This is a genomic window from Polaribacter tangerinus (assembly GCF_038024095.1).
Taxonomy (GTDB): domain Bacteria; phylum Bacteroidota; class Bacteroidia; order Flavobacteriales; family Flavobacteriaceae; genus Polaribacter; species Polaribacter tangerinus.
The window spans coordinates 988,927-1,012,652 of record NZ_CP150668.1 but is presented as its reverse complement, the minus strand read 5'-3'; the positions used below and the strand labels follow the sequence as shown (position 1 = coordinate 1,012,652).

The window sequence follows — 23,726 nt, the reverse complement described above, 5'->3', positions numbered from 1 at the left end:
ATAATGATTAAAAAGTTAGTACTAGTAGCCATGCTTATTTGCATTGGTTGTAGCAAGCCATCATCAGAAAGTCTAAAAATTATGACGTACAATATTCGTTTAGATATTAAGTCTGATGGAGAAAACCAATGGTCTAATCGGAAAGATTTTTTGCTATCTCAAATAAAATTTTACGAGCCTACAATTTTTGGCACACAAGAGGGCAGGCCAAATCAAATTAAATACATTACAGAAAAACTACCAAATTATGCTTTTATTGGTCATGGGCGTGATGGTGGTAATAAAGGAGAATATTCTGCTATTTTTTACGATTCAACAAAAGTTCGTTTTAGTAATGTGCATACTTTTTGGCTTTCAGAAACTCCTAACAAAAAATCTTTAGGTTGGGATGCCTCTTACCCAAGAATTTGTACTTATGGATTAATGAATGTACTAAATTCTGAAAAAAAAATATGGGTGTTTAATACTCATTTAGATCACCAAGGGGCTTTAGCACAGCGCAATGGAATGCAATTGATTTTACAAGAAATAAAAAAAGTGAACACTAAAAATTATCCTGTAATTATTACTGGAGATTTTAATGTTACACCAGATAGTGATGTAATTAGTACGTTAAGTCTAGAGTATGATGATGCAAAAATTCTTGCTGGAGAAAATGCTTTTGGAACCGACGGAACTTTTAATGGTTTTAAGTTTCATGAACCCATTACAAGAAGAATTGATTATATTTTCTTTTCTAAGAATGCAAAATTATCAGTTAGTAAATATGCAGTTCTCACAGATTCTAAAGACTTAAAGTATCCGTCAGATCACTTTCCAGTATATGCAGAAATTAAATTAAAATAAACTAAGATGCAGAAATTAAAATTCACTATTTATTCCCTAATTGTTCTAATATTAGGATTTTCAAGTTGTATTATATCATCAGAAAAAAACACCAACTCAGCTAATTTAGATAAAGCTATAGAAAAAAAGGTAGATTCTGTTCTGGAACTTATGACAATAGACGAAAAAGTTGGTCAAATGGTTCAGTACTCAGCTGGTTGGGATTTAACAGGTCCTGCATCTTCAAAAAGTGCGCAAGACAAATTAGATAAAATAGAAAAAGGACTCGTAGGTTCTGTGCTTAACGTGGTTTCTGTAAAAGAAGTTCGTGCCGCTCAGGAATTGGCAATGAAATCTAGATTAAAAATTCCATTAATTTTTGCATACGATGTTATTCATGGTTTAAAAACAATGTTTCCAACACCCTTGGGTGAGTCTGCAAGTTGGGATTTAGAATTGATAAGACAATCTGCAGCCATTGCAGCAAAAGAGTCTGCAGCTGCAGGATTAAATTGGACTTTTGCTCCAATGGTAGATGTTTCTAGAGACGCAAGATGGGGAAGAATTATGGAAGGTGGAGGAGAAGATCCATACTTAAGTGCTGAAATTGGCGTTGCTAGAATTAAAGGTTTTCAGGGAGATGATTTAGCAGATGCCAACACTATTGCAGCGTGTGCTAAACACTTTGCAGGTTACGGATTTGCAGAAGCCGGTAGAGATTATAACACGGTAACTGCAGGCGAGTTTGAATTGCATAATATGATTTTACCACCATTCAGAGCCGCTGCTAAAGCCGGCGTAGCAACGTTTATGAACTCATTTAACGATATAGATGGTATACCAGCAACCGGACATAAAGTATTGCAAAGAGATATTTTAAAAGGAGATTGGAACTGGAATGGTTTTGTAGTATCTGACTGGGGTTCTATTGGAGAAATGAGAGCGCATGGTTACGCAAAAGATAAAAAGCATGCAGCAGAAATAGCATTAAATGCAGGTTCTGATATGGATATGGAGTCTTATGCATACGAGGCTAGCCTAAAAGAATTACTTTCAGAAAAAAAGGTTTCTGAGGCACATATTAACGATGCAGTAAAAAGAATTTTACGCTTAAAATTTCAATTGGGGTTATTTGATAATCCTTTTAAGTATTGTGATGAGGAAAAAGAAAAAAACAATATTTACACCAAAGAGCATTTAGCAGTTTCTAGAGATGCTGCAAGAAAATCTATTGTATTATTAAAGAATGAAAATAGTATTTTACCAGTATCTAAAAATGTAAAAAGTATTGCTCTAATAGGCCCTTTCGCAGATAATAAAGATATGCCAATAGGAAATTGGCGTGCAAAAGGAGTGTATAATTCTGCGGTATCACTTTTAGAAGGTGTAAAAAATAAGGTTGGTAAAAACACCAAAATTTATTATGAGAAAGGAATCGATTTATTAATTCCAACAGTAAAACCTGGTGATAATCAATTTTTACACCCTTTAAAAATCAATAAAAATAATCGAACTGGAATTTCTAAAGCAGTTGCTGCAGCAAGAAAAGCTGAGATTGTTTTTTTAGCAATCGGAGAAGATGCATATCAATCTGGCGAAGGAAGAAGTCAGGTTAATATTGGTTTTGCAGGTTTACAAAACGAACTATTAGAAGCTATTTACAAGGTAAATAAAAATATTGTTTTGATACTCTCTAATGGAAGGCCAATGGATATTTCTAGAGCTAATGAAATTGTACCTGGTATTTTAGTAACTTGGCAATTAGGTTCTGAGTCGGGTAACGGTATTGCAGATGTTGTTTTTGGAGATTACAACCCTGCTGGAAAACTGCCAGTTTCTTTTCCAAGAAATGTTGGGCAAGAGCCATTATACTACAATCAAAAAAATACTGGTAGACCTTACAATCCTAAAAATGTTACTTATTCTAGTTATACAGATGAAAAAAAATCTGCCTTATTTCCGTTTGGTTTTGGATTAAGTTACACCAATTTTTCTTATGATAACCTAAAAGTTAATAAAGAAAAAATGGAATTAAATGACGAAATTATTATCTCTGTAGAGGTTTCAAATACGGGTAAAGTTTCGGGAGAAGAGGTTGTGCAGTTGTATATTAGAGATTTGGTAGCAAGTATTGTAAGACCCGTAAAAGAATTAAAAGGATTTCAAAAAATTTATTTAAACGCCGGAGAAACAAAAACAGTTTCCTTTACAATAAATAAAGATGTTTTAGAATTTTATACAGCGAACAGAAAATGGGAAGTAGAACCAGGAGAATTCTTGCTTTTTGTAGGTGGTAATTCTACTACAAAAATGAATAAAAAAATAACTGTAAATTAAATTTTTAGATTAAAAATGTTCTAAATATTGCCTAAAAAATAATTAATAAAAAAAAACTACATACTTTTGCAAACCAAAATATTGCATTTTTATGGCAATATACGGTTCAAAAGGAAAGATATATGGCAAAGAATTTGGTAATTGTAGAGTCTCCAGCTAAAGCAAAAACGATTGAAAAATTTCTTGGAAAAGATTTTCAAGTTGAGTCTAGTTACGGACATATTGCAGATTTACCCTCTAAAGAATTAGGTATTGATGTAGATGGAGATTTTAATCCTAAGTATATTGTTTCAGATGATAAAAAAGCGATTGTAAAAAAACTTAAAACGCTATCTAAAAAAGCAGATACTGTCTGGTTGGCTAGTGATGAGGATCGTGAAGGAGAAGCAATTGCATGGCATTTAAAGGAGCAGTTAAATTTAAAAGATGCCAATACCAAACGAATTGTTTTTCATGAAATTACCAAAAATGCTATATTAAAAGCAGTCGATAATCCTAGAGATATAGACTATAATATGGTAAATGCCCAGCAAGCTCGTAGAGTTTTAGATAGGTTGGTAGGGTATGAATTGTCGCCTGTTTTATGGAGAAAAGTAAAAGGAGGATTGTCTGCAGGTAGAGTTCAGTCTGTTGCGGTGCGATTAATTGTAGAAAGAGAGCGAAGTATACAAGAGTTTAAGCCAGAAACTCACTTTAAAGTAGTTGCAGAGTTTTCTAATATTGAAGGGAAAACTTTTAAAGCGAGTATTCCTAAAAATTTCGATTCTAAGAACGCCGCAGAAAATTTTTTAAAATCGTGTGCTAGTGCAAGTTTTTCGATTGCAGATTTAACCAAAAAGCCAGCAAAAAAATCGCCAGCAGCACCATTTACTACCTCTACATTACAACAAGAGGCATCAAGAAAATTAGGCTTTCCGGTAGGGAAAACAATGCAGGTTGCACAACGTTTGTATGAGGCGGGTTTAATTACGTACATGAGAACAGATAGTGTTAATTTATCTGTAGATGCAAGAAATGCAGCTGAAGAAGAAATTACCAACTATTACGGTAAAGAATATAGTAAGCAAAGAGTATTTAAGTCTAAGGCTAAAGGAGCCCAGGAAGCGCACGAAGCTATTAGGCCTACAAATATGAAAATGCATACAATAGATACTGAATATGACCAGAATAGGTTGTATGACTTAATTTGGAAACGAACATTGGCTTCTCAGATGAGTGATGCGCTACTAGAGCGTACAAATATTAAAATAGAAAACTCAGAAAACTCTAAAATTTTTACCGCAAACGGAGAGATGATTAAGTTTGAAGGTTTTTTAAAGGTTTATTTAGAAGGAACCGATAATGAAGAGGAAGAACAAGCAGGTATGTTGCCAAATTTAAAAGAAAATGAGAATTTAGAGTACACATATATAAATGCTACACAGCGTTTTACGAGTCCGCCGTACCGTTTTACAGAAGCTTCTTTGGTGAAACAATTAGAAGAATTAGGTATAGGAAGACCTTCTACCTATGCACCAACAATTTCTACAGTTCAACGCAGAGGTTATATCGAAAAAGGACAAAATGAAGGAGTAGAACGCAGCTATGAGCAGTTAATTTTAAATGCTGGAACCATACAAAGTGAAATCTTAACAGAGAAAACAGGCTCCGACAAAAATAAGCTTGTACCTACAGATATAGGTAACATAGTAAATGATTTTTTAGTTGCAAATTTTTCAAATATTTTAGATTTTGGCTTTACAGCAAAAGTAGAGAGTTCTTTCGATGATATTTCTGAAGGTACAGAAAATTGGACAGAAATGATAAAAAGTTTCTATACAAAGTTTCATGATAATGTAGAAGATGTAAAAGAAAATGCTGAGAGAGAAAGTGGAGAGCGTATTTTAGGAAAACATCCAGAAACAGGTAAAACAGTATTGGTTCGTTTAGGTAAATTTGGTCCGATTGCACAAATTGGCGCTCCCGAGGATGAAGAAAAACTTTTTGCAAGTTTAAATAAAGATCAAAACCTGGGAACTATTACTTTAGAGGAAGCCTTAGAGTTATTTTTATTGCCAAAAACATTGGGAGTTTATGAAGGTGAAGAAGTGGTAGTATCGAATGGTCGTTATGGACCTTATATACGTTTTGGAAGTATGTTTGTATCTTTAGACAAAGGAGAAAACCCTATGGAAGTAGATATGAACAGAGCACAAGAGTTAATTGTAGCGAAGCAAAAAGCAGATGCTCCAATTTACTTTTATGAAGAGTTACCAGTTCAAAAAGGAGTTGGGAGATTTGGTCCTTTCATAAAGTGGAATTCTTTATTTATAAATGTAAATAAAAAGTACGATTTTGACAATCTATCAAATGCAGATATTGAAGAATTGATTGAACAAAAAAAGCAAAAAGAGATTGAAAAAGTTATTCATCATTGGGAAGATGAAGGTATACGAGTAGAAAAAGCACGTTGGGGAAGATTTAATGTTTTAAAAGGTAAAATAAAGGTAGAGTTGCCAAAAACGACTAATATAGAGAAGTTAACCAAAGAGGAGGCTGTAAAAATGATTGAAGCAAAAGCACCTAAGAAAAAAACATCCAAAAAGAAGCCAGCAGCTAAAAAGAAACCAGCAGTCAAAAAAACATCCAAAAAGAAATAATTTGTTAGTATCTTGCGTGTAAATTGATTAGTATTAAATGAATAGCGATTTTTTAACCCCTGTAAATGAAAAAGTTGTAGAAAATTTAGCGTTGCTGAATTTAGCATCATTGGGGCAGCATATTCAAATACATTCTAAAGATAACGGAGTTCCAGATTTAACAAATGTTCAAGTCGCTATTTTGGGGGTTCAAGAAGATAGAAATTCCGAAAATAATTTTGGTTGTGGCGAAAATTTACACTTTATAAGAGAGAAATTATATGCACTTTTTCCGGGAAATTGGCACACCAATATTGTCGATTTAGGAAATATTATTAAAGGAAACGAAGTATCGGATACTTACTTTGCAGTTTCAGAAATTATTACATCACTTTTAAAAGAAAATATCATCCCAATTATTATCGGTGGTGGTCAAGACATTACCTACGTAAATTACAGAGCATATGATTCTTTAGAACAGACAGTAAATATTACTGCTGTAGACAGTCGATTCGATTTAGGTAGCTTAGAAGATGCGTTAACATCTCAATCCTACCTAAGTAAAATCATTATGCAATCGCCAAATAACTTATTTAACTACAGCAATATCGGGTATCAAACCTATTTAAATTCGCAAGAGGAAATTACATTACTAGACACCTTATTTTTTGATGCTTACAGATTGGGAAGCGCTAAAGAGCTAGAAACTATAGAGCCTGCTTTTAGAAATGCAGACATTGTTTCTGTAGATATTGGCGCTGTTAGGCAAAGTGAGGCGCCGGCAAATAATAATGCATCACCAAACGGATTTTATGGCGAAGAAATTTGTGCTATTTCAAGATATGCTGGTATTAGTGATAAAGTAACTAGTTTTGGTATTTATGAATACAACGCTAGTTTAGATAGCAACCATCAAACAGCACATTTAATTGCGCAAATGATTTGGTATTTTATTGAAGGGGTAAATTTTAGAGTGAAAGATTATCCTTTTTCGGGAAAAGAAAATTATCAAAAATTTACAGTATTGTTAGAAGATGATGATCCTTTAAACTTTTACAAAAGTAACAAGTCTGGTAGATGGTGGTTGGAGATAAATATTTTATCAGATAATAAATATAAAAGACATGCGTTAATACCATGTACATATAAAGATTACAAAGACGCTACAAAGCAAATAATACCAGAAAGATGGTATAAGGCTATGAAGAAAATGATGTAATTTTGAAAATTGATAAAAACAGAACGTTAAAAAGCAGTTTCAACATTGTTTTTTACCAAAAAAAATAATAGGTTTACGAACTTTTTAGTAAAGATATATTTAGCATATGAAGAAAGCAGCAATATTTGCACTTTTAATAACAGTATTATATAGTTGTGGCTCAAATGACAGGGGAGAGCTTGTAGGTGTTAAGGTAAAAAAGAAATGGTTTTCTGAGAAACCTTATGGCATGGCTTTAATTCCTGGTGGTTCTTTTACTATGGGTAAACAAGATCAAGACATTATTGGTACCATGAATGCGCCAACAAAAACCGTTACGGTAAGGCCTTATTACATGGATGAAACTGAGATAACTAATAATGAATACAAAGAATTTGTTCATTGGGTAAGAGATTCTATTGTAAGAACAAGATTAGGTTACCAGGCAGAGTTTGCACAAATGGGTGCTGGAACAGACGGAAATGGTAATGCGCCTTCTGGCGGAATTCAAGACTACGCATTCGCAACCACAAATATGAGTGATGATGCTACTCCTTATCAAAAATATATGTACGAAAATTACTGGAGTTTAGGAGAAGGAATTGATTCTATTAGACCTTTAAACTGGGAAAACGATTTAATCTGGAAAACAGAAGAATATCCAGATGTGGACTATGTAGAAGTTATGGATTCTTTATACATCAGTAGAGAAGAAGCTGTTGATGGAATAAGAACTTTTAACACAAAGTTTTTAAAATACAGATATTCTTGGTTTGATAGAGATAATGCTGCCAGAAAAGGAGGAAATAGAAAAGATTTTGTTCAAGTAGAAGTGCTTAACATTTATCCAGATACCACAGTTTGGGTAAAAGACTTCAATTATTCTTACAACGATCCTATGCACCAAGATTATTTTTATCATCAATCTTATGGAGATTATCCAGTAGTTGGTGTTACTTGGGCACAAGCAAATGCTTTTTGTAATTGGAGAACCAAAAAGAAAAATGATTATTTACGCGGTAGAAAAAACGCTACTCAAGTACCAGATTTTAGATTGCCAACAGAAGCAGAATGGGAATATGCTGCAAGAGGAGGTTTAGAGTTTGCAACCTACCCTTGGGGAACAGGAGGTACTACAAGTGATAGAGGTTGTTTTTTAGCAAATTTTAAACCCGTTAGAGGAAATTATGCTGTAGATGGAGCTTTGTATACAATGGAAGCAAAATCATTTAATGCAAACGATTACGGACTTTACAACATGGCAGGAAATGTATCTGAATGGACCAACTCTGCCTATAATCCATCTTCATATTATATGGCATCAACAATGAATCCGAATGTTGAAGATAGAAAAAATAAAAGAAAAATAACCCGAGGTGGTTCTTGGAAAGATGTAGCTTACTTTTTAGAAGTAAGTTCAAGAGACTACGAATATGCAGATACTGCAAGAAGTTATATCGGTTTTAGAACAGTACAAAATTTTATAGGAACAGACAATAAATAAAAATAATATACCCCAAACAATTAATAATTAAATTATGGCACAATCAAGAGCATACAAAAAAACAATGAATTTCGTTTACGGAATGGGAGCAGCAGTAGTAATTATTGGCGCTTTGTTTAAAATTCAACATATTTCTTTTGGTTGGTTAACCGGAGGTTTAATGTTAACTATAGGTTTGGTTGTAGAAGCAGCTGTATTTGCAATTTCGGCGTTTGATACCCCAGAAGAAGATCTAGATTGGTCTAGAGTGTATCCAGAATTAGCAGATGGCAGTTCTTCATCTTCAAAAGAAAACAATAAGTTAAGTGCAGATGGTTTACTATCTCAAAAGTTAGATAATTTATTACAAGAGGCAAAAATTGATGCAAGTTTAATGGAAAGCTTAGGCTCGAGTATGAAAAATTTTCAGAATGCAGCAGAAGGTTTGTCTGCAGCATCTGGCTCTGTAGCCTCTACGAATAAGTACAATGAAGAAATGTCTAAGGCAGCATTACAAATGGAGTCTTTAAACAACTTATACAAAGTTCAAGTAGAAAATACTTCTAAGCAAGCAGCTTTAAATACTGCTGTAGTAGAAAATACAGAAAAATTACAAGCACAAATGGAAGCGTTGGCAAATAATTTGTCTTCTTTAAACGGAGTATACGGTAATATGTTAACAGCAATGTCTAGCAAATAATAATTAGTTTCTAATCAACTTAAAAAACCCCAAAAACTAATTAGTATGGCAGGAGGAAAAATGTCTGGAAGACAGAAAATGATAAACTTAATGTACCTTGTATTTATTGCAATGTTGGCAATGAATATGAGTAAAGAAGTATTATCTGCTTTTGGTTTCATGAACGAAAAATTAGTAGAAAATAATGTTTCTACTTCAGAAAAAAATGCATTGGCATATGCTAATTTAGCTACAAAAGCCATAGAGCAACCCGCAAAATTTGCACCATTAAAAGAAAAAGCTGACAAGATAAAGCAGTATTCTTCTGAATTTTACGAATATTTAGAAGAGTTGAAGCAGCAAATGATTGCAGATGTAGAAAAAAAAGATGACTACGAGGCAATGGATAAAACCGATTGGTTAGATGCTTATTTTTTTAAAGGTGATACGTACACAGAAAATGGTCAGGAATTTTTAAACAAAATTAATGGCTATAGAAATAATGTTATAGATGCATTGGGTGAAAAAAGTAAGTTTGTTCCGGTTTTAAAAAGTAGGTTTACTACCGATGATGTTAAAGATGATGAAACCGGTAATTCTGTAGCTTGGTTACGTGCAAGATATGAAGGATTTCCTATGGTAGCGTCCCTTACAAACTTTACTCAAATTCAGGCTGATATAAAAAATACAGAAAGCGATATTATTACCGATTTATTAGGAGGTCAATTAGAAAGTGAAGTTTCTATGTCTAATTACAACGGAATTGTGCAATTAGACAAAAATGCTTTTTACCCAGGAGATAATGTTACTGGTAGTGTGGTTCTTGGAAGATACGATCCAAGTTTAAAACCAAGTAAAGTTATTTTAGATGGCAAAAACTACGATAATTTTAAAGATGGAAGCGTTGTATTAGATATGAGAGCTGGCGGTGTCGGTGAAAAAGACATAGAAGGAACTATATTTTTTATGGAAAATGGTAAAGAAGTACCTGTACCATTTAAGAGTACATATTCTGTAATTTCTAAGCCAAATGCACCCGTAGTTTCTGCAGACAAGATGAATGTTGTTTATAGAGGTTTAGACAATCCTATATCAATTTCTTTACCAGGCGTTGCAGATAAAGATATTAAAGCAAGTGCGCCAGGATTACAAAAAGTAGGTGCTGGTAAGTATTTAATGAGGCCAAAAAGTGGTAATACTGTTAAAATTTCTGTAAGTGCAAAGTTGGCAGATGGTAAAACAACTACTACAAGTACTGATTTTAGAGTAAAAGATATTCCTGCTGCCATGGGCTCTGTTAGAGGTCAGTTTGGTACTGTAAGAATGCCTAAGTCTGGTTTAGCAAATACGCCAATTGGAGCTGGATTACCAGATTTTTTATTCGATTTAGACTTGCAGGTAACTAGTTTTAAAGTAAAAGTGCCAGGACAGTTAGCAATTATTGTTAATGGAACACAGTTTAATGCCGCAGCAAAAAAAGCACTATCTAAAGCAAAAAGAGGAGATATGATTAATATTTTCGATATAAAAGCACAAATTAAAGGCAATACATACAAATTAAAACAAGTATTACCAGTTAGCATAGAGTTAACTAATTAGTAAAACAAAATAGCATTATGACTAGAAATATTGTACTATTATTTTTTACCATTTTAACCACAGGTTTTTTAAATGCACAAGCCAATTTATTAAACGCAAAATCTGTAACTGAAATTGGAGTTAAAAGCGATCAGCAGTTAGCAGCAGATAACGATGGTCCTTTACCATATGGTTATGTAGATGATAGAGATGTTTTATGGTCTAAGGTAGTTTGGGAGTTTATAGATTTAAACCAGAAAATTAATTTACCATATTATTTTCCAATTGATACAACTAATATTTCTTCAGATAGGAGGTCTTTGTTTGATGTGTTAATTAAAGGAGTAAGACAAGGAAAAATAAAAGAAGCTTATGACGATTCTTTTTTTACCTCTAAACTTACCAGAAAAGAGATAGAACAACGGTTGGTTAACATTCGTGAAGAAAATGGGTACACTGATACATTTAGAATACAAACACAAGATATTTCTGGGTATATGATTAAGGGAATGTGGTATTTTGATAAACGTCAGGGAGAATTAAAATATAGAATGTTGGCACTAGCTCCAATGGGAAAAGATGTACAAACACTTGGTGTGCAAGATATTGAAGACGAAGAATTATATGAGCTGTTTTGGATTTTTTTCCCGTCTGCAAGACAAGTTTTACACGATGCAAAAGTATTTAATCCTAAAAATGCGTCTCAGCAAATTTCTTTCGATCACTTACTAAATGCACGAAGGTTTAGTGCAACTATTGTAAGAGAAGAAAATATTTATGGAAACAGAGCCATAGAAGACTATGTTAGAGGAAACTCGTTGTTTCAGCTTTTAGAGGCAAATAAAATTAAAGAAGATATAAGAAATAGAGAAATTGATATGTGGAACTACTAGTTTCAATTCTAATCTAAACAAAAAACGTTTGCACTAGCAAACGTTTTTTGTTTTTAAATTATCGTTTTTAAAATCAATTTAAATTCAAAGTTCAATTATATGACACTCAGTTGAATCTTAGTTATTTTTGTATTATGAAGGTAGATTATATTATTGTTGGTTTAGGTTTAGCAGGTTTGGCATTTGCAGAAGAATTGCAACAAGCAAATAAAACATTTATTGTTTTCGAAGATGATTCTCAAACATCCTCTTTAGTCGCAGGAGGAGTTTATAATCCTGTAAATTTAAGAAGATTTACACCTGTTTGGAATGCAGCAAAACAGTTAGATATAGCGATGCCTTTTTATAAGAAACTAGAAGAAAAGTTGCATTTACAACTCGACAAAAAAATTGTAATAAAAAGAGCTTTTAAATCTTTAGAAGAACAAAACAATTGGTTTGAAGCTTCAGATAAGCCTTTGCTAAAAAGATTTTTAAATCTTCATTTAGATAAAACAAAAGTAGCTGGAGTTCTGGCAGATGTTGGTTTTGGTATTGTAAATGAAACAGGTAGGGTAGATACCTTACAATTAGTAACGGCTTATAGAAATTTCTTAAAAGAAAATAATCTAATTCGATTTGAACAATTTGATCATCAACAATTAGAGGTTTCGAAAAGTACAGTTAACTATAAAGATATTTCGAGTTCTAAAGTTGTTTTTTGTGAAGGATATGGAGTAAAACAAAATCCATTTTTTAAGTATTTACCTTTACAAGAAGTTAAAGGCGAGTTACTAACAATTCATGCTCCCGAATTACAGATAGATTTTCTGTTAAAATCTACGTTATTTTTAATTCCTCTAGGAGATCATTATTACAAAGTTGGAGCCACTTTTAACCATTCAGACAAAACCTCCAAGCCTTCGGATATAGGAAGGCAAGAATTAATAGAGAAATTAACTAAGGTTATAAACGTTCCGTATACAATTATCGATCAAACAGCAGGTATAAGACCAGCTACAAAAGGAAGAAAACCTTTTGTAGGTGTTCACGAAGAGTTTAACAATTTGGCAATATTAAACGGTTTAGGAACACGTGGAGTAATGATAGCACCAACTTTGGCTAAAAATTTATACTTACATTTAGAATATAATGAACCTCTAGATACGGATGCTGATATTAAAAGATTTGCAAATAAATAATAAAAAAATTATTTTTCTTTCTTCTTGTAACTCACAAACATATTTATCCAAAGAATTCTCGACAAACGAAGGTTAAGAGGAGCAAGTATTACTAATGCACCCACAATTGTTGCGAATGAAGTTAATAAATCTAAGCCAAAAAAAACTTTAGAAATTATAAAAACCGCAACAGAAAGAGCTACTGTTAAACCATAATTTACATACATAGCACCAAAAAAGAAGGAAGGTTCCATCATGTATTTTAAATTACAAGAACTGCAATTAGTATGTAGTTGAGTAATTTTTGTGGGATTGAATGTAAACTTATATTTAAAGAAGTCTCCTTCGTGGCACTTAGGGCACTTCCCTCTAACAACACTGTATATTTTTGTTCCTTTTTTAAACATATGAACCTTAAAATTTAGCTACTTTTGCAAAGGTAAATTTTTTCCAAACTTAATTCAGTAACAATTATTACATTTCATGCTAAACGTTCATAATTTAACAGTTTCTTTTATGGGAACTGACTTGTTTTCAGGAATTACTTTTAAACTTAATAAAGGAGATAGAATTGGTTTAATTGGTAAAAACGGAGCAGGAAAATCAACACTTTTAAAAGTTTTATCGAAAGATATTGAAAGCAGCGGAGGTACTATGGCTTTTGATAAAGATATTAAAATAGGATTTTTAAGACAAGATATCGATTTTGTTGAAGGAAGAACTATATTAGAAGAAGCATATCAGGCATTTGAAGAGATAAAGGCCATAGAATTAGAGTTGGAAGCTATAAATGAACAATTGGCTTCAAGAACAGATTATGAAAGTGAGGGTTACAGTCAATTAATTATAGATTTAACAGAAAAAACAGAACGATACGAGCTTTTAGGAGGTTACAATTACCAAGGAGATACCGAAAAAATTCTTCAAGGTTTAGGATTTCAAAGAGAAGATTTCGACAAGCTAACAGATACTTTTTCTGGGGGGTGGAGAATGCGAATAGAATTGGCAAAATTACTACTTCAAAATAATGATATTTTACTATTAGATGAGCCAACGAATCACTTAGATATAGAATCTATCATTTGGTTAGAAAACTTTTTGAAAAGCTATGCAGGTGCTATTGTTTTAGTATCTCACGATAAAATGTTTTTAGATAACGTTACTAATAGAACAATCGAAATATCTCTTGGTCAAATTTATGATTATAAAAAACCATATTCCGAATTTTTACTCTTACGAGGAGAAATTAAGGAAAAACAGCTACAAGCACAGAAAAATCAAGAAAAAGAGATAAAACAAAAACAACACTTAATTAATAAGTTTAAGGCAAAGGCAAGTAAGGCTTCAATGGCGCAGTCTTTGATGAAGCAATTAGATAAAGTAGAGTTAATAGAGGTAGATCAGGATGATAATCAGGCAATGAATGTTCGTTTTAATATTTCTAAAGAGCCAGGTAAAATTATTATTGAAGCACAAAACTTATCTAAAAGTTATGGAGATAAGCAAGTGTTGGAAAATGTAGACTTATTAATAGAAAGAAACAGTAAAATTGCTTTTGTTGGACAAAATGGTCAAGGAAAATCTACTTTAGCAAAAATGATGGTTGGAGAAATTCCGTTTGAGGGTTTTTTAAAACTCGGGCATAATGTAGAAGTTGGTTATTTTGCCCAAAATCAGTCGGAGCATTTACCACCAGAAAAAACAGTATTAGAAATTATGGAAGATGCTGCTTCAGATACTAATAGAATGAGAGTTAGAGATATGTTAGGATCTTTTTTATTTGGTGGCGATGCAGTAGACAAGAAAGCAAAAGTACTCTCTGGAGGCGAACGAAATAGATTGGCATTATGTAAATTATTATTATCACCTTTTAATGTTTTAATAATGGATGAGCCAACAAACCATTTAGACATAGCTTCAAAGAACGTTTTAAAGGAAGCATTAAATAATTTTAATGGGACCTTAATATTGGTTTCCCATGATCGTGATTTTTTACAAGGATTAACTACAACGGTTTACGGTTTTAAAGATAGAGAGATAAAAGAGTATTTGGGAGATATTGATTATTTCTTAGAACAACACAAATTAGAAAACCTAAGAGAAGCAGAGAAAAGAACTGTTGTTAAAGTAGCAAAAGATACCTCAAAACAAAAAGCACAAAAAGGGACTAAAGAGCAAGAAAAAGAGTTGAAAAAACTTCAAAACAAACGCTCTAACATAGAAACAAAAATTGCCGACTTAGAAACCGAAATTTCTAATATCGATTTACAATTAGCAAACAATTACGAGGAAGTTGCTGCACAGCCCAACTTTTTTGAAAAATACAAGGTACAAAAAGCGTCTTTAGACTCACTTTTCGAAGAATGGGAAAAGATAGAAACAGAAATTACTAATTTTTCATCATAATAAAAACAGCAAAAGTTTTTTTACATTATTATTTTAGGCTTTTTTCTTATGAATTTTAATCAACAAATTATTTCCAAAAATCAACAAATAATTTTACCACTTTTAAACCAAAAAAAGGTAACATTATTTATAAAAAGAGAAGATTTAATTCATCCGTATGTGTCAGGAAATAAATTTAGAAAGCTAAAATACAATATATCAGAAGCTATAAAGCTTAAAAAAAAATCAATAGTAACTTTTGGGGGTGCTTTTTCTAACCATATTGCTGCAACCGCAGTTGCAGGTAAATTAGCAGGACTAAAAACTTTTGGTATTATTCGGGGAGATGAACTTGGTAAAAATCTAGCACAAACATTATTAGAGAATGATACTTTAAGAGTAGCCTATGAAAACGGAATGAAGTTTAATTTTGTTTCTCGAGAGTTGTATCGTCAAAAAAACTCTTTTGGTTTTATCGAAAAAATGAAAAATAAGTGGGGCGATTTTTACTTAATTCCCGAAGGAGGAACAAATTGCTTAGCAGTAAATGGTTGTAAAGAAATTTTAACAGAAGAAGATGCAAATTTCGATTATATTTGTTGTGCTGTTGGTACAGGAGGAACAATTTCCGGACTTATTAATTCTCTAAAAAAGCATCAAAAAGTAATTGGTTTTCCAGCTTTAAAAGGTGCGTTTTTATCTGAAGAAGTAAAAAAATATGTCGTAAAAAGAGAGCATTGGAAACTTCAAAAAGGGTATCATTTCGGTGGATATGCAAAGTATAATGAAGCGCTTATTAATTTTATAAATAGTTTTAAAGAGCAAACTGGCATTCTATTAGATCCTATTTATACTGGTAAAATGCTATTCGGAATTTTAGATTTAATAGCGAAAGATACTTTTAAAGAAAATACCAAAATTTTAGCAATACATACAGGAGGAATTCAAGGAATAGCGGGAATAAACCAACAGTTAAAAAGTAAAAATAAAGAAATTATAAAGGTGTAATGAAAGTAAGAGTTTTTTTTAGTTGTTTGTTAATTATTGTGTTACACAGTTGTGGAGTAAAAAAGAAAGTATCACATAAAAAGAATAAAGGAACTGTAATTTCAGAAGAAAAGCCACCAAAATTACCTTCGGTTAATGAAACTGCATTTACCAAAAAACTAGCTAAAAACAACGCCAGACTTAATCCGCAAACGCTGGCCTATATTAGAAGATATGCCCCAATTGCTGTGCAAGAAATGCACGATTATAAAATTCCGGCAAGTATTACGTTAGCACAGGGAATTTTAGAGTCTGGAAGAGGAAGAAGTGAATTAGCTCTTAAGTCTAACAATCATTTTGGTATTAAATGTCATACCACATGGCAAGGAGAAAGAGTATATCATGACGATGATGAAAAAGGAGAATGTTTCAGAAAATATACGTATCCAGAAACATCTTACAAAGATCATTCACTATTTTTAACACAAAGAAGTAGGTACGCTTTTTTATTTAAGTATGATATTACAGATTATAAAAGCTGGGCGTATGGTTTGCGAAAAGCAGGATATGCAACTGATAAAAAATACCCATCTAAGTTATTAAAAATCATAAGAGATTATAAGTTGTATACGTTTGATAATCAGGCTAAAAAAAGTTTTACAACTTCAAAAAATAATAAAAATAGAAAGCAGCAAATCGAAAAAAAATACGCTCCTACTAAAAGTACTTTAAAATATCATATAGTTCAAAAAGGAGAGACTTTATACGCGCTATCTAAAAAGTATAACATAAGTGTTACAGATTTGATGAAGTTTAATAATTTGTTAGACACTACAATTTCCATTGGTCAAAAACTTATAATTAAACATCAATAATTTAATTTTTCTTTAAAGAACCTATTTTTTATGCCATTAATTAAAGCTGTTAAAAATAAATATCCTCAAATTCCAAGCGATTGTTATGTTGCAGAAAATGCCACAATTGTAGGAAATGTTTCTTTAGGTAGCCAATGCAGTGTTTGGTTTAATGCGGTAATTCGAGGCGATGTACATTTTATAAAAATTGGTAATAAAGTAAATATTCAAGATGGGGCGGTAATTCATGCCACGTATCTAAAATCACCCACTACAATTGGCAATAATGTTTCTATCGGGCACAACGCAATTGTACACGGCTGTACTATAAAAGACAATGTTTTGGTTGGTATGGGAAGTATTATTATGGACGATTGTATTGTAGAGTCTAATGTAATTATTGCAGCAGGAGCAGTAGTTACAAAGAACACACATTTAGAAAGTGGTAGTATTTATGCGGGAGTTCCAGCTAAAAAAGTAAAAGATATTTCTAAAGAATTAATTTCTGGAGAAATAGACAGAATAGCCAATAATTATGTTACATATTCTAGTTGGTTTACAGAAGATTAATTTTTGTGGCGTTCCAAAAATGGCCGCGCTTTCACTACTCGCTTTCCGCAAAAAAATGCGTAAGAGCTCAAACAAGTCGTTCTATCGCTAACGCAGTAGCGTTAAAACCCCAACTTTTATTTTTTTTATTAATTCTAGTAAAAAATAAAACCTCTATGAAACACATAATTACACAGAGGTTTATTTTAAAATAAGACAATCCAATTAATTTCTTTGCTTATTTTTTTGTCCTTTTCTAATATTTCTCATAGCACGTTCTCTTCGTGGCTTTTTCATTTTTTCAAACTTTTTAAGTTGTTCTTTATTAAGAATCTTTTTTAAAGAGTTTTTCATTGCAATTTTCCCGTCTAACATTTTGCTTTGAAAAGCATACATTTCATTGGCACTTGGTTTTTTTCTCTCTTTTCTTGCTTCTTTATTTTTTTCTAAAAAAGAAACCCTCTCCGAAACGTTTTTTTCAATAACTGGTTTAAGTTGTTCTTGTTGTTTCTCAGACAAATCTAAAGCTAAGGTCATTCTTTTAACAGTTAAATCTGTTTGTTGCGCAACACTTAAAACGGGTCTGTTTACATTTCTTTTTTGTTGTGCATTAGTGGTAGTAACTACTACAAAAGCGAATACAATAATACTTGCTATTTTTTTCATTGTTTTTATTTTTTAAGTTATATACTGTTAAGACCAAAAAAAATAAAAAGGGTTTAATTTATAGAACAAAAATTTTAAAAAACGGTGCTTATTTAAACGATAAATTTTTGTTGTGTAAATTGATTAAAAACAACTAAATGCTTTAAATTTGTAGTATTAAATAATGTTATAAATTTATAAAAAATGCGTCAACTAATTTGGTTACTTCTTTTAATCCCTTTTATAAGCAGTGCACAAAAAGACTCTACAAGAGTAGATGTTAGAAATCCGCATGCAACCATTTATACACATTTATTTTTTTTACAATCCGACAGTTATGCTCCCAAAAAGGCTGCACAAACTATGTACGGTCTTCCAGAAAAGAAGGCTGTAAGCAAAGCAATAAAAATAAAAAAGGTATTGGATGGAAAAGGACTTTTTGTAGATTTTGAAAAAATACCAAAAAATAATGACTTTAAAGATACGATTCATTATGCTGCAAAAAGTAAGTACATACTTTTTCCGTTGCGAATGCCAGAAATATCGTTAGAAAAGATAGAAGGAAATTGGTACTATTCTGAAGAAACAGTTGCAAAAATTGATGAAATTTACAACGCTGTATTTCCTTGGTATGTTCAAAAAATACAAGATATCGTTCCAGAAATTGGTCATAAACAGTTTTTTAATATAGAATACTGGCAACTTTTTATGGTTTTTGCGTTGTTGCTATTAGCTGTTATTGTTTTCTATTTATTAAAAAAACTTGTTTTTCTAATATTACATGAAATTCAGGTTTTAACCACAAAAAGAACAGATATTGCCTTAGATAATTACCTTAAAAAATTAGCAAGACCTATTACACTTTTAGTAGTTATCAATCTTATTAATAAAGTTTTTCCATCTCTACAATTCAGTTTAGAAACAAACTCTTGGTTTTTCTTGTGTATAGATATTGCAGAAGTAGTTTTTTGGACCTATGTTTTTCTTAATTTAGTACATGTAATTATGAGAGTTTATACTGTTTTTACAGAAAAAACTCATAATAAATTAGACGACCAACTGTCTCCTATTCTACACAATCTTTTTATTGGAATTGTAATTTTTATAGGAGTTTTAAGATTAATAGCTTTATTTGGTGTAGATCCAAAAACTATTTTAGCAGGAGCAACTATTGGTGGTTTGGCAGTGGCTCTAGCGTCTCAAGATACTGTTAAAAACCTTATTGGAACTATCATGATTTTTGTTGACAAACCCTTTCATATAGAAGATTGGATTGAGGCTGGTGAGGTAGTGGGAACTGTAGAAAAAGTCGGATTTAGATCTACGAGCGTTCGTGCTGCAGATACTTCTGTTTATCAAATACCAAATAGTAAATTGTCTGAAATTGTTATCAACAATAAGGGTTTACGTTTATTTAGAAGATACAACACAAATTTAGGTTTGCGATACGACACTCCTCCCGAGCTAATCGAAGCATTTGTAAAAGGTGTTCGAGAAATTGTTATTGCGCATCCAGAAACACGTTCAGATTCTTATAATGTTGAGTTTACTGGTTTTGGAGATTCTGCTTTATTAATTATGGTAAATGTATATTTTAAAAGTTTAGCGTGGGGTGTAGAGCAATCTTCTAAGCACAGACTTCATATGGCTATAGTGAAATTAGCAGCAGCTTTAGGAGTAGATTTTGCTTTCCCTTCTACAACAGTTACTATAGAGAATTTTCCTGATAAGACAAGTTTAAGTCCGAAATACAATACAGAAAAAGATAGGATAGATGCCGTTATTAGTTCAATTTTAGAGGATTTTAAAAAAGACAGTTCGCATGAAGATGTTTCTCGGGAAAGCTAATAGTGTATTTTTTTAGCGTTTTTAAAGATTTCTGAAACAGCACTAGTATATGATTTTGGGTTTTGTGCTTTTTTAATTTTTTTATAGGTTTTTTGAGGGTCTGAAAAGCTTTGAGAAAAATACTCCCAGAACCCAAGCATTTTCATCTTTATGGGTGTTGGTCCCGAAAGAGCCGCATCATATTCTTTGTAAATTCGATTGTGAAATTCATGAAAAATATCAAATCTATCTTTTGGATATTCGGTTGTGTCATTTTTTATCATACTAGGTAAAAAAGGATCGGCTATTAATCCTCTACCAATCATCCAATGGTCTATACTTGGAAATCTTTCTGCCAAATTTTTAAAAGCACTTACAGAAGTAATATCTCCATTGTAATATAATTTATGGTTGCAGTGCGCTATGCAATTTTCAAAAGCCTCTAAATCGGTACTTCCCTTATACAGCTGTTTTCCAATTCTTGCGTGTATAGCAATATTTTTTAAAGGATATTTGTGTAAAACAGGAAATGTTTTTAAAATTTCAGTTGCGTTTTCGTAACCCATTCTCATTTTCATAGAAACAATAATTGAGGTTTCTTTATGAACGCTGTTTAAAATAGTATCTATTGTTTCAATATCACTTATCAATCCAGAACCCATACCCCGTTTTGTAACCATTGGATATGGACAACCTAAATTCCAATTTAGCTCTTTATAACCTAAATCTTGTACATGTTTAGCTACAAATAAAAATTCATTTACATCATTGGTTATTATTTGTGGAATTACATTTAAGGTGTTATTATTTTCTATTAAAATATCTTTTTGATATGAGTTTTTAATAACCATTTTTCCGTTTAGTCGGATGTAAGGAGAGTAAAAAGTATCAATTCCACCAAAGTACTCGTTAAAGGCATTTCTGAACTTATAATCTGTAAAACCTTGAAGAGGAGAAGAAAGTAATGTATGCTTCATATGATAAATCTACTGCAAAGATAGCGTAGTTTTTAAATTTTGAGTAGGTAAAATGAAGGTAATTTTAGTTAGAAAAGCCAATAAAAAAACCTCGCAATATTGCGAGGTTTTTAAAAATAAGTATAAAAGTTGTATTACTTAGGATCTAAGATAAGGTCAATTCTATCAACTACATCTTGCAAGTGATATCTTGTTAGAGTATTTCCTCTATTAGAAGCAGCTTTCACATCTCTTCTTAATCGTTTTAACTCTCCTCTAGCAACAGATTTAACATCCGATTGATTAATGGTAATACCACTTCTTTTCAAATATCCATTGTTAAACCCTCTTTGGTCTTTTGCTTTATTCAATAAATAATCCAATCTATCTAAGTGAGCTCTTTGTAGGTTTCTTCTGTAAGTATCTATAGAACGACCAGTGTAAATTTCTCCCCAAACACCTTTTCGTAAATCGCTCATCATTTCTACCAAAGTATATGCTTTAGAGCCGTTTAAGGTTTCATTTTCTATCATTCTAGCCATTCTACCAGCATCTAAAATATTGTTTAAATTTCTAGCTTGCAACCCTCTAACTCTTTCTACAGAACCAGAAAATTCAGTTTTACTAAAAATATTTTCATCCAACATCCAAGTAGGAGTTTTAAACAATTCATCAATCACAAATTGTAATGATTCTTTTTGTTTTGCTTTATCTACATGAGTGTAAACGGCACCTTCTTGGTCTGTAGTTTTATAGAATTCATATACACCGCCAATGTTTGCAGAAACATGCCCCATATATCTATTAAATTGCCCGATTAATTGTCCGTACATAGTAGATAATTCTTCATAGTTTTCACCTTTTTCAGAAGTCCATTCTTCTAATTTTGGTAAAATTCTTTGTAAGTTTTTAATACCATACATCGATGCTTTTACAGCGTCGTCTCCTAAGTCTTCTGTTTGAGAACTTGGGTCTACAACACCGCCGGCTTGTTGGTGTCCAAAACGATACATTGGATCTCCTGCATGCTTTAAAATCCAACTATCTAAAATTGGCTTTTCATCTTTTGCATCAGTATCTAAAATTGGTCTGTAACCCCATGCGATTGCATATTTATCATATTCGCCAATATTTGGCATTAAGGCAACTCCTTCATCACCAGGTTGAGCAATGTAGTTAAAACGTGCATAATCCATTATAGAAGGAGCTGTTCCGTATTTTTTTGTAAAAGTAGCAGAACGTAAAGAGTCTACTGGATACGCAACTGAGCTTCCCATGTTGTGTGGTAAACCAAGTGTATGACCAAGTTCATGAGAAGATACGAAACGAATTAATCGTCCCATTGTTTCTGTTTTAAATTGATTACTTCTAGCATCTGGGTTGATAGCTGCTGTTTGAATAAAAAACCAATTATGCAATAAAGTCATTACGTTATGGTACCAGTTAATATCAGATTCTAAAATTTCTCCAGACCTAGGGTCGCTTACGTGTGGCCCATTTGCATTCGGTATAGGAGAAGCCAAATATCTAATTACAGAGTAGCGAACATCTTCTGGACTATACTCAGGGTCTTCTTCTTTTGTAGGCGCCATTTTACCTACAATAGCGTTTTTAAAACCAGCTGCTTCAAAAGCTACTTGCCAGTCGTTTACACCTTGTATAATATAAGGAACCCATTCTTTTGGAGTAGCTCTATCTACATAATATACGATTTGTTTTTTAGGTTCTACAAGTTCACCTCTTTTAAACTTTTCGATATCTTCATCTTTAACCTCTAAACGGTATCTATCTAAATAGCTTACTGTTTTACTTTTTTGTGCATCTAATCCGTAGTCTGTTTGTGAACGAGCAAACCAACCTACACGCTCATCAAAATACCTACGTTTCATTGGTACTTTAGGTAGTAAAATCATAGAATTACTCATCTCTAAAGTTATTGAACCTACTGCACTATTAGAAGGCGCTTTGTTTGCAAAATACGTTTTTACATGTCTTACCTCTATGTTTTGTGGGTAACTGCTAACTCTGTCTATGTAAGAACGAGACTTGTCTAAACGAGATGCTTGGTAAGATTTTCTGTAAGAACTTGGAAAGCCAAGTGGAGCAACATCAGTTGCAAATAAATCGGTAGCATCGATAACAGTTGCAGTAGAATCTTTACTAATTGCTTTTATTGGAAATGCAAATAATATAGGTTCTAGGTTAGAGTTTACAACAGCTTCGTGAACGGGTAAAACAGTATCTGCAACTACACTATGAGACACAACTCGTAAAAGGATTTGTTTATTTTTTCTTTCCCAACGTAGTACTTGCGTATTTGTTTTTCCACCACCAAAACCGATTCCGCTTGCAGTTTTAGCAATTCTAGTTACCATTAACATTTCTCTTCTTAAAAGAGAGTCTGGTATTTCGAATAAGTAAGAATTATCTTTAGAGTGCACCTTAAACAATCCTTCATCTGTTTTGTGGTCTTTTGTAACCACTTTACTGTAAGGCTGCATTGCACCTTTTTTAGGTTTTGGCTTGGCTACCGCTTTGGGAGCTTCTTTCTTTTTTTTCTTCCAAAACTGAGCATCTGCCTCAGTAGAAAAACCAAATACGAAAGCAACTAGAAGTAATCTAGTTAGTATTTTTTTTGTCATGATAAAAAGTTTATATTTTAATTTTCCGAAGTTACGCAAACCTAAATTGCATAATTCTTAAAAAATTGTTAAAGCAGTTGTTTTTTTAACGTATTTTTTATGTTTAGTTC

18 protein-coding genes are annotated in these 23,726 nt (G+C 32.2%); 14 read left to right on the top strand and 4 right to left on the bottom strand.

The genetic code is table 11. From position 1 onward, the window contains the following. The first annotated feature begins 3 nt into the window (after window positions 1–3). The 9 genes from WHD54_RS04520 to WHD54_RS04480 all read left to right on the top strand — a co-directional run bounded on the left by WHD54_RS04520 (window position 4) and on the right by WHD54_RS04480 (window position 12,792). Complete coding sequence (locus WHD54_RS04520; protein WP_088324370.1) at window positions 4–846, top strand: endonuclease/exonuclease/phosphatase family protein; 843 nt, start codon at window positions 4–6, stop codon at window positions 844–846. Window positions 847–852: 6 nt separating this feature from the next. Further along, entirely contained in the window at window positions 853–3,162 is a 2,310-nt protein-coding gene (gene bglX / locus WHD54_RS04515) for a beta-glucosidase BglX (protein ID WP_088324371.1), read from the top strand. A gap of 122 nt (window positions 3,163–3,284) precedes the next feature. Further along, the gene (gene topA, locus WHD54_RS04510; protein WP_088324372.1) at window positions 3,285–5,801 is read left to right on the top strand and encodes a type I DNA topoisomerase; all 2,517 of its coding nucleotides are present in this window, start codon (window positions 3,285–3,287) and stop codon (window positions 5,799–5,801) included. 37 nt (window positions 5,802–5,838) lie between these two features. After that, entirely contained in the window at window positions 5,839–6,999 is a 1,161-nt protein-coding gene (locus tag WHD54_RS04505; protein WP_088324373.1) for a formimidoylglutamase, read from the top strand. A 106-nt stretch (window positions 7,000–7,105) separates the two neighbouring features. Continuing rightward, window positions 7,106–8,482 (top strand): gliding motility lipoprotein GldK, encoded by a 1,377-nt coding sequence (gene gldK / locus WHD54_RS04500; protein WP_088324374.1) that lies wholly within the window; start codon window positions 7,106–7,108, stop codon window positions 8,480–8,482. Window positions 8,483–8,516: 34 nt separating this feature from the next. Continuing rightward, window positions 8,517–9,161 carry a gliding motility protein GldL gene (gldL, locus tag WHD54_RS04495; protein WP_088324375.1) on the top strand — a complete coding sequence of 215 codons (645 nt, stop codon included), beginning with the start codon at window positions 8,517–8,519 and terminating at the stop codon, window positions 9,159–9,161. Window positions 9,162–9,206: 45 nt separating this feature from the next. Beyond that, entirely contained in the window at window positions 9,207–10,739 is a 1,533-nt protein-coding gene (gldM, locus tag WHD54_RS04490) for a gliding motility protein GldM (RefSeq protein WP_088324376.1), read from the top strand. 17 nt (window positions 10,740–10,756) lie between these two features. Further along, the gene (gene gldN / locus WHD54_RS04485; RefSeq protein WP_088324377.1) at window positions 10,757–11,611 is read left to right on the top strand and encodes a gliding motility protein GldN; all 855 of its coding nucleotides are present in this window, start codon (window positions 10,757–10,759) and stop codon (window positions 11,609–11,611) included. A gap of 134 nt (window positions 11,612–11,745) precedes the next feature. Further along, window positions 11,746–12,792 carry an NAD(P)/FAD-dependent oxidoreductase gene (locus tag WHD54_RS04480; protein ID WP_088324378.1) on the top strand — a complete coding sequence of 349 codons (1,047 nt, stop codon included), beginning with the start codon at window positions 11,746–11,748 and terminating at the stop codon, window positions 12,790–12,792. Window positions 12,793–12,800: 8 nt separating this feature from the next. Here WHD54_RS04480 and WHD54_RS04475 read toward each other — a convergent pair whose 3' ends face one another. Beyond that, entirely contained in the window at window positions 12,801–13,178 is a 378-nt protein-coding gene (locus tag WHD54_RS04475) for a DUF983 domain-containing protein (RefSeq protein ID WP_088324379.1), read from the bottom strand. A gap of 76 nt (window positions 13,179–13,254) precedes the next feature. Between WHD54_RS04475 and WHD54_RS04470 the strand changes: the two genes are divergently transcribed. The 4 genes from WHD54_RS04470 to WHD54_RS04455 are packed head-to-tail and all read left to right on the top strand — an operon-like array spanning window position 13,255 to window position 17,567. Next, window positions 13,255–15,177 carry an ABC-F family ATP-binding cassette domain-containing protein gene (locus WHD54_RS04470; protein WP_088324380.1) on the top strand — a complete coding sequence of 641 codons (1,923 nt, stop codon included), beginning with the start codon at window positions 13,255–13,257 and terminating at the stop codon, window positions 15,175–15,177. Window positions 15,178–15,225: 48 nt separating this feature from the next. Beyond that, window positions 15,226–16,164, top strand: a complete 939-nt coding sequence (locus tag WHD54_RS04465) for a 1-aminocyclopropane-1-carboxylate deaminase/D-cysteine desulfhydrase (RefSeq protein ID WP_198943162.1) — start codon at window positions 15,226–15,228, stop codon at window positions 16,162–16,164. Further along, window positions 16,164–17,018, top strand: a complete 855-nt coding sequence (locus WHD54_RS04460) for a glucosaminidase domain-containing protein (protein ID WP_088324381.1) — start codon at window positions 16,164–16,166, stop codon at window positions 17,016–17,018. Before WHD54_RS04465 ends, WHD54_RS04460 begins: the two co-directional genes overlap by 1 nt. Before the next feature lie 30 nt (window positions 17,019–17,048). Beyond that, window positions 17,049–17,567: a gamma carbonic anhydrase family protein gene (locus WHD54_RS04455; RefSeq protein WP_088324382.1), complete on the top strand. Its 519-nt coding sequence runs from the start codon at window positions 17,049–17,051 to the stop codon at window positions 17,565–17,567. Window positions 17,568–17,771: 204 nt separating this feature from the next. On the opposite strand, the gene WHD54_RS04450 is transcribed toward WHD54_RS04455, so the two are convergent. Then, on the bottom strand, window positions 17,772–18,212 hold the full coding sequence (locus WHD54_RS04450) for a hypothetical protein (protein ID WP_088324383.1): 441 nt from the start codon (window positions 18,210–18,212) through the stop codon (window positions 17,772–17,774). Between the two features lie 183 nt (window positions 18,213–18,395). Here WHD54_RS04450 and WHD54_RS04445 point away from each other — a divergent pair, with 183 nt between their 5' ends. Then, window positions 18,396–20,039, top strand: a complete 1,644-nt coding sequence (locus tag WHD54_RS04445; protein WP_088324384.1) for a mechanosensitive ion channel family protein — start codon at window positions 18,396–18,398, stop codon at window positions 20,037–20,039. Here WHD54_RS04445 and WHD54_RS04440 read toward each other — a convergent pair. Both WHD54_RS04440 and WHD54_RS04435 read right to left on the bottom strand, forming a co-directional pair. Then, window positions 20,036–20,995 (bottom strand): tRNA dihydrouridine synthase, encoded by a 960-nt coding sequence (locus WHD54_RS04440; protein ID WP_088324385.1) that lies wholly within the window; start codon window positions 20,993–20,995, stop codon window positions 20,036–20,038. The genes WHD54_RS04445 and WHD54_RS04440 overlap by 4 nt on opposite strands. Before the next feature lie 134 nt (window positions 20,996–21,129). Then, on the bottom strand, window positions 21,130–23,616 hold the full coding sequence (locus WHD54_RS04435; protein WP_088324386.1) for a zinc-dependent metalloprotease: 2,487 nt from the start codon (window positions 23,614–23,616) through the stop codon (window positions 21,130–21,132). Between the last annotated feature and the right edge of the window lie 110 nt (window positions 23,617–23,726).

Bases quoted from the DNA above. Each gene is read 5' to 3' on its own strand.
- gldM (WP_088324376.1), top strand. From the start codon at position 9,207: ATGGCAGGAGGAAAAATGTCTGGAAGACAGAAAATGATAAACTTAATG.
- gldN (WP_088324377.1), top strand. From the start codon at position 10,757: ATGACTAGAAATATTGTACTATTATTTTTTACCATTTTAACCACAGGT.
- WHD54_RS04465 (WP_198943162.1), top strand. From the start codon at position 15,226: ATGAATTTTAATCAACAAATTATTTCCAAAAATCAACAAATAATTTTA.
- gldK (WP_088324374.1), top strand. From the start codon at position 7,106: ATGAAGAAAGCAGCAATATTTGCACTTTTAATAACAGTATTATATAGT.
- WHD54_RS04480 (WP_088324378.1), top strand. From the start codon at position 11,746: ATGAAGGTAGATTATATTATTGTTGGTTTAGGTTTAGCAGGTTTGGCA.
- topA (WP_088324372.1), top strand. From the start codon at position 3,285: ATGGCAAAGAATTTGGTAATTGTAGAGTCTCCAGCTAAAGCAAAAACG.
- WHD54_RS04505 (WP_088324373.1), top strand. From the start codon at position 5,839: ATGAATAGCGATTTTTTAACCCCTGTAAATGAAAAAGTTGTAGAAAAT.
- WHD54_RS04445 (WP_088324384.1), top strand. From the start codon at position 18,396: ATGCGTCAACTAATTTGGTTACTTCTTTTAATCCCTTTTATAAGCAGT.
- bglX (WP_088324371.1), top strand. From the start codon at position 853: ATGCAGAAATTAAAATTCACTATTTATTCCCTAATTGTTCTAATATTA.
- WHD54_RS04520 (WP_088324370.1), top strand. From the start codon at position 4: ATGATTAAAAAGTTAGTACTAGTAGCCATGCTTATTTGCATTGGTTGT.
- WHD54_RS04460 (WP_088324381.1), top strand. From the start codon at position 16,164: ATGAAAGTAAGAGTTTTTTTTAGTTGTTTGTTAATTATTGTGTTACAC.
- WHD54_RS04475 (WP_088324379.1), bottom strand. From the start codon at position 13,178: ATGTTTAAAAAAGGAACAAAAATATACAGTGTTGTTAGAGGGAAGTGC.
- WHD54_RS04440 (WP_088324385.1), bottom strand. From the start codon at position 20,995: ATGAAGCATACATTACTTTCTTCTCCTCTTCAAGGTTTTACAGATTAT.
- WHD54_RS04470 (WP_088324380.1), top strand. From the start codon at position 13,255: ATGCTAAACGTTCATAATTTAACAGTTTCTTTTATGGGAACTGACTTG.
- WHD54_RS04450 (WP_088324383.1), bottom strand. From the start codon at position 18,212: ATGAAAAAAATAGCAAGTATTATTGTATTCGCTTTTGTAGTAGTTACT.
- gldL (WP_088324375.1), top strand. From the start codon at position 8,517: ATGGCACAATCAAGAGCATACAAAAAAACAATGAATTTCGTTTACGGA.
- WHD54_RS04435 (WP_088324386.1), bottom strand. From the start codon at position 23,616: ATGACAAAAAAAATACTAACTAGATTACTTCTAGTTGCTTTCGTATTT.
- WHD54_RS04455 (WP_088324382.1), top strand. From the start codon at position 17,049: ATGCCATTAATTAAAGCTGTTAAAAATAAATATCCTCAAATTCCAAGC.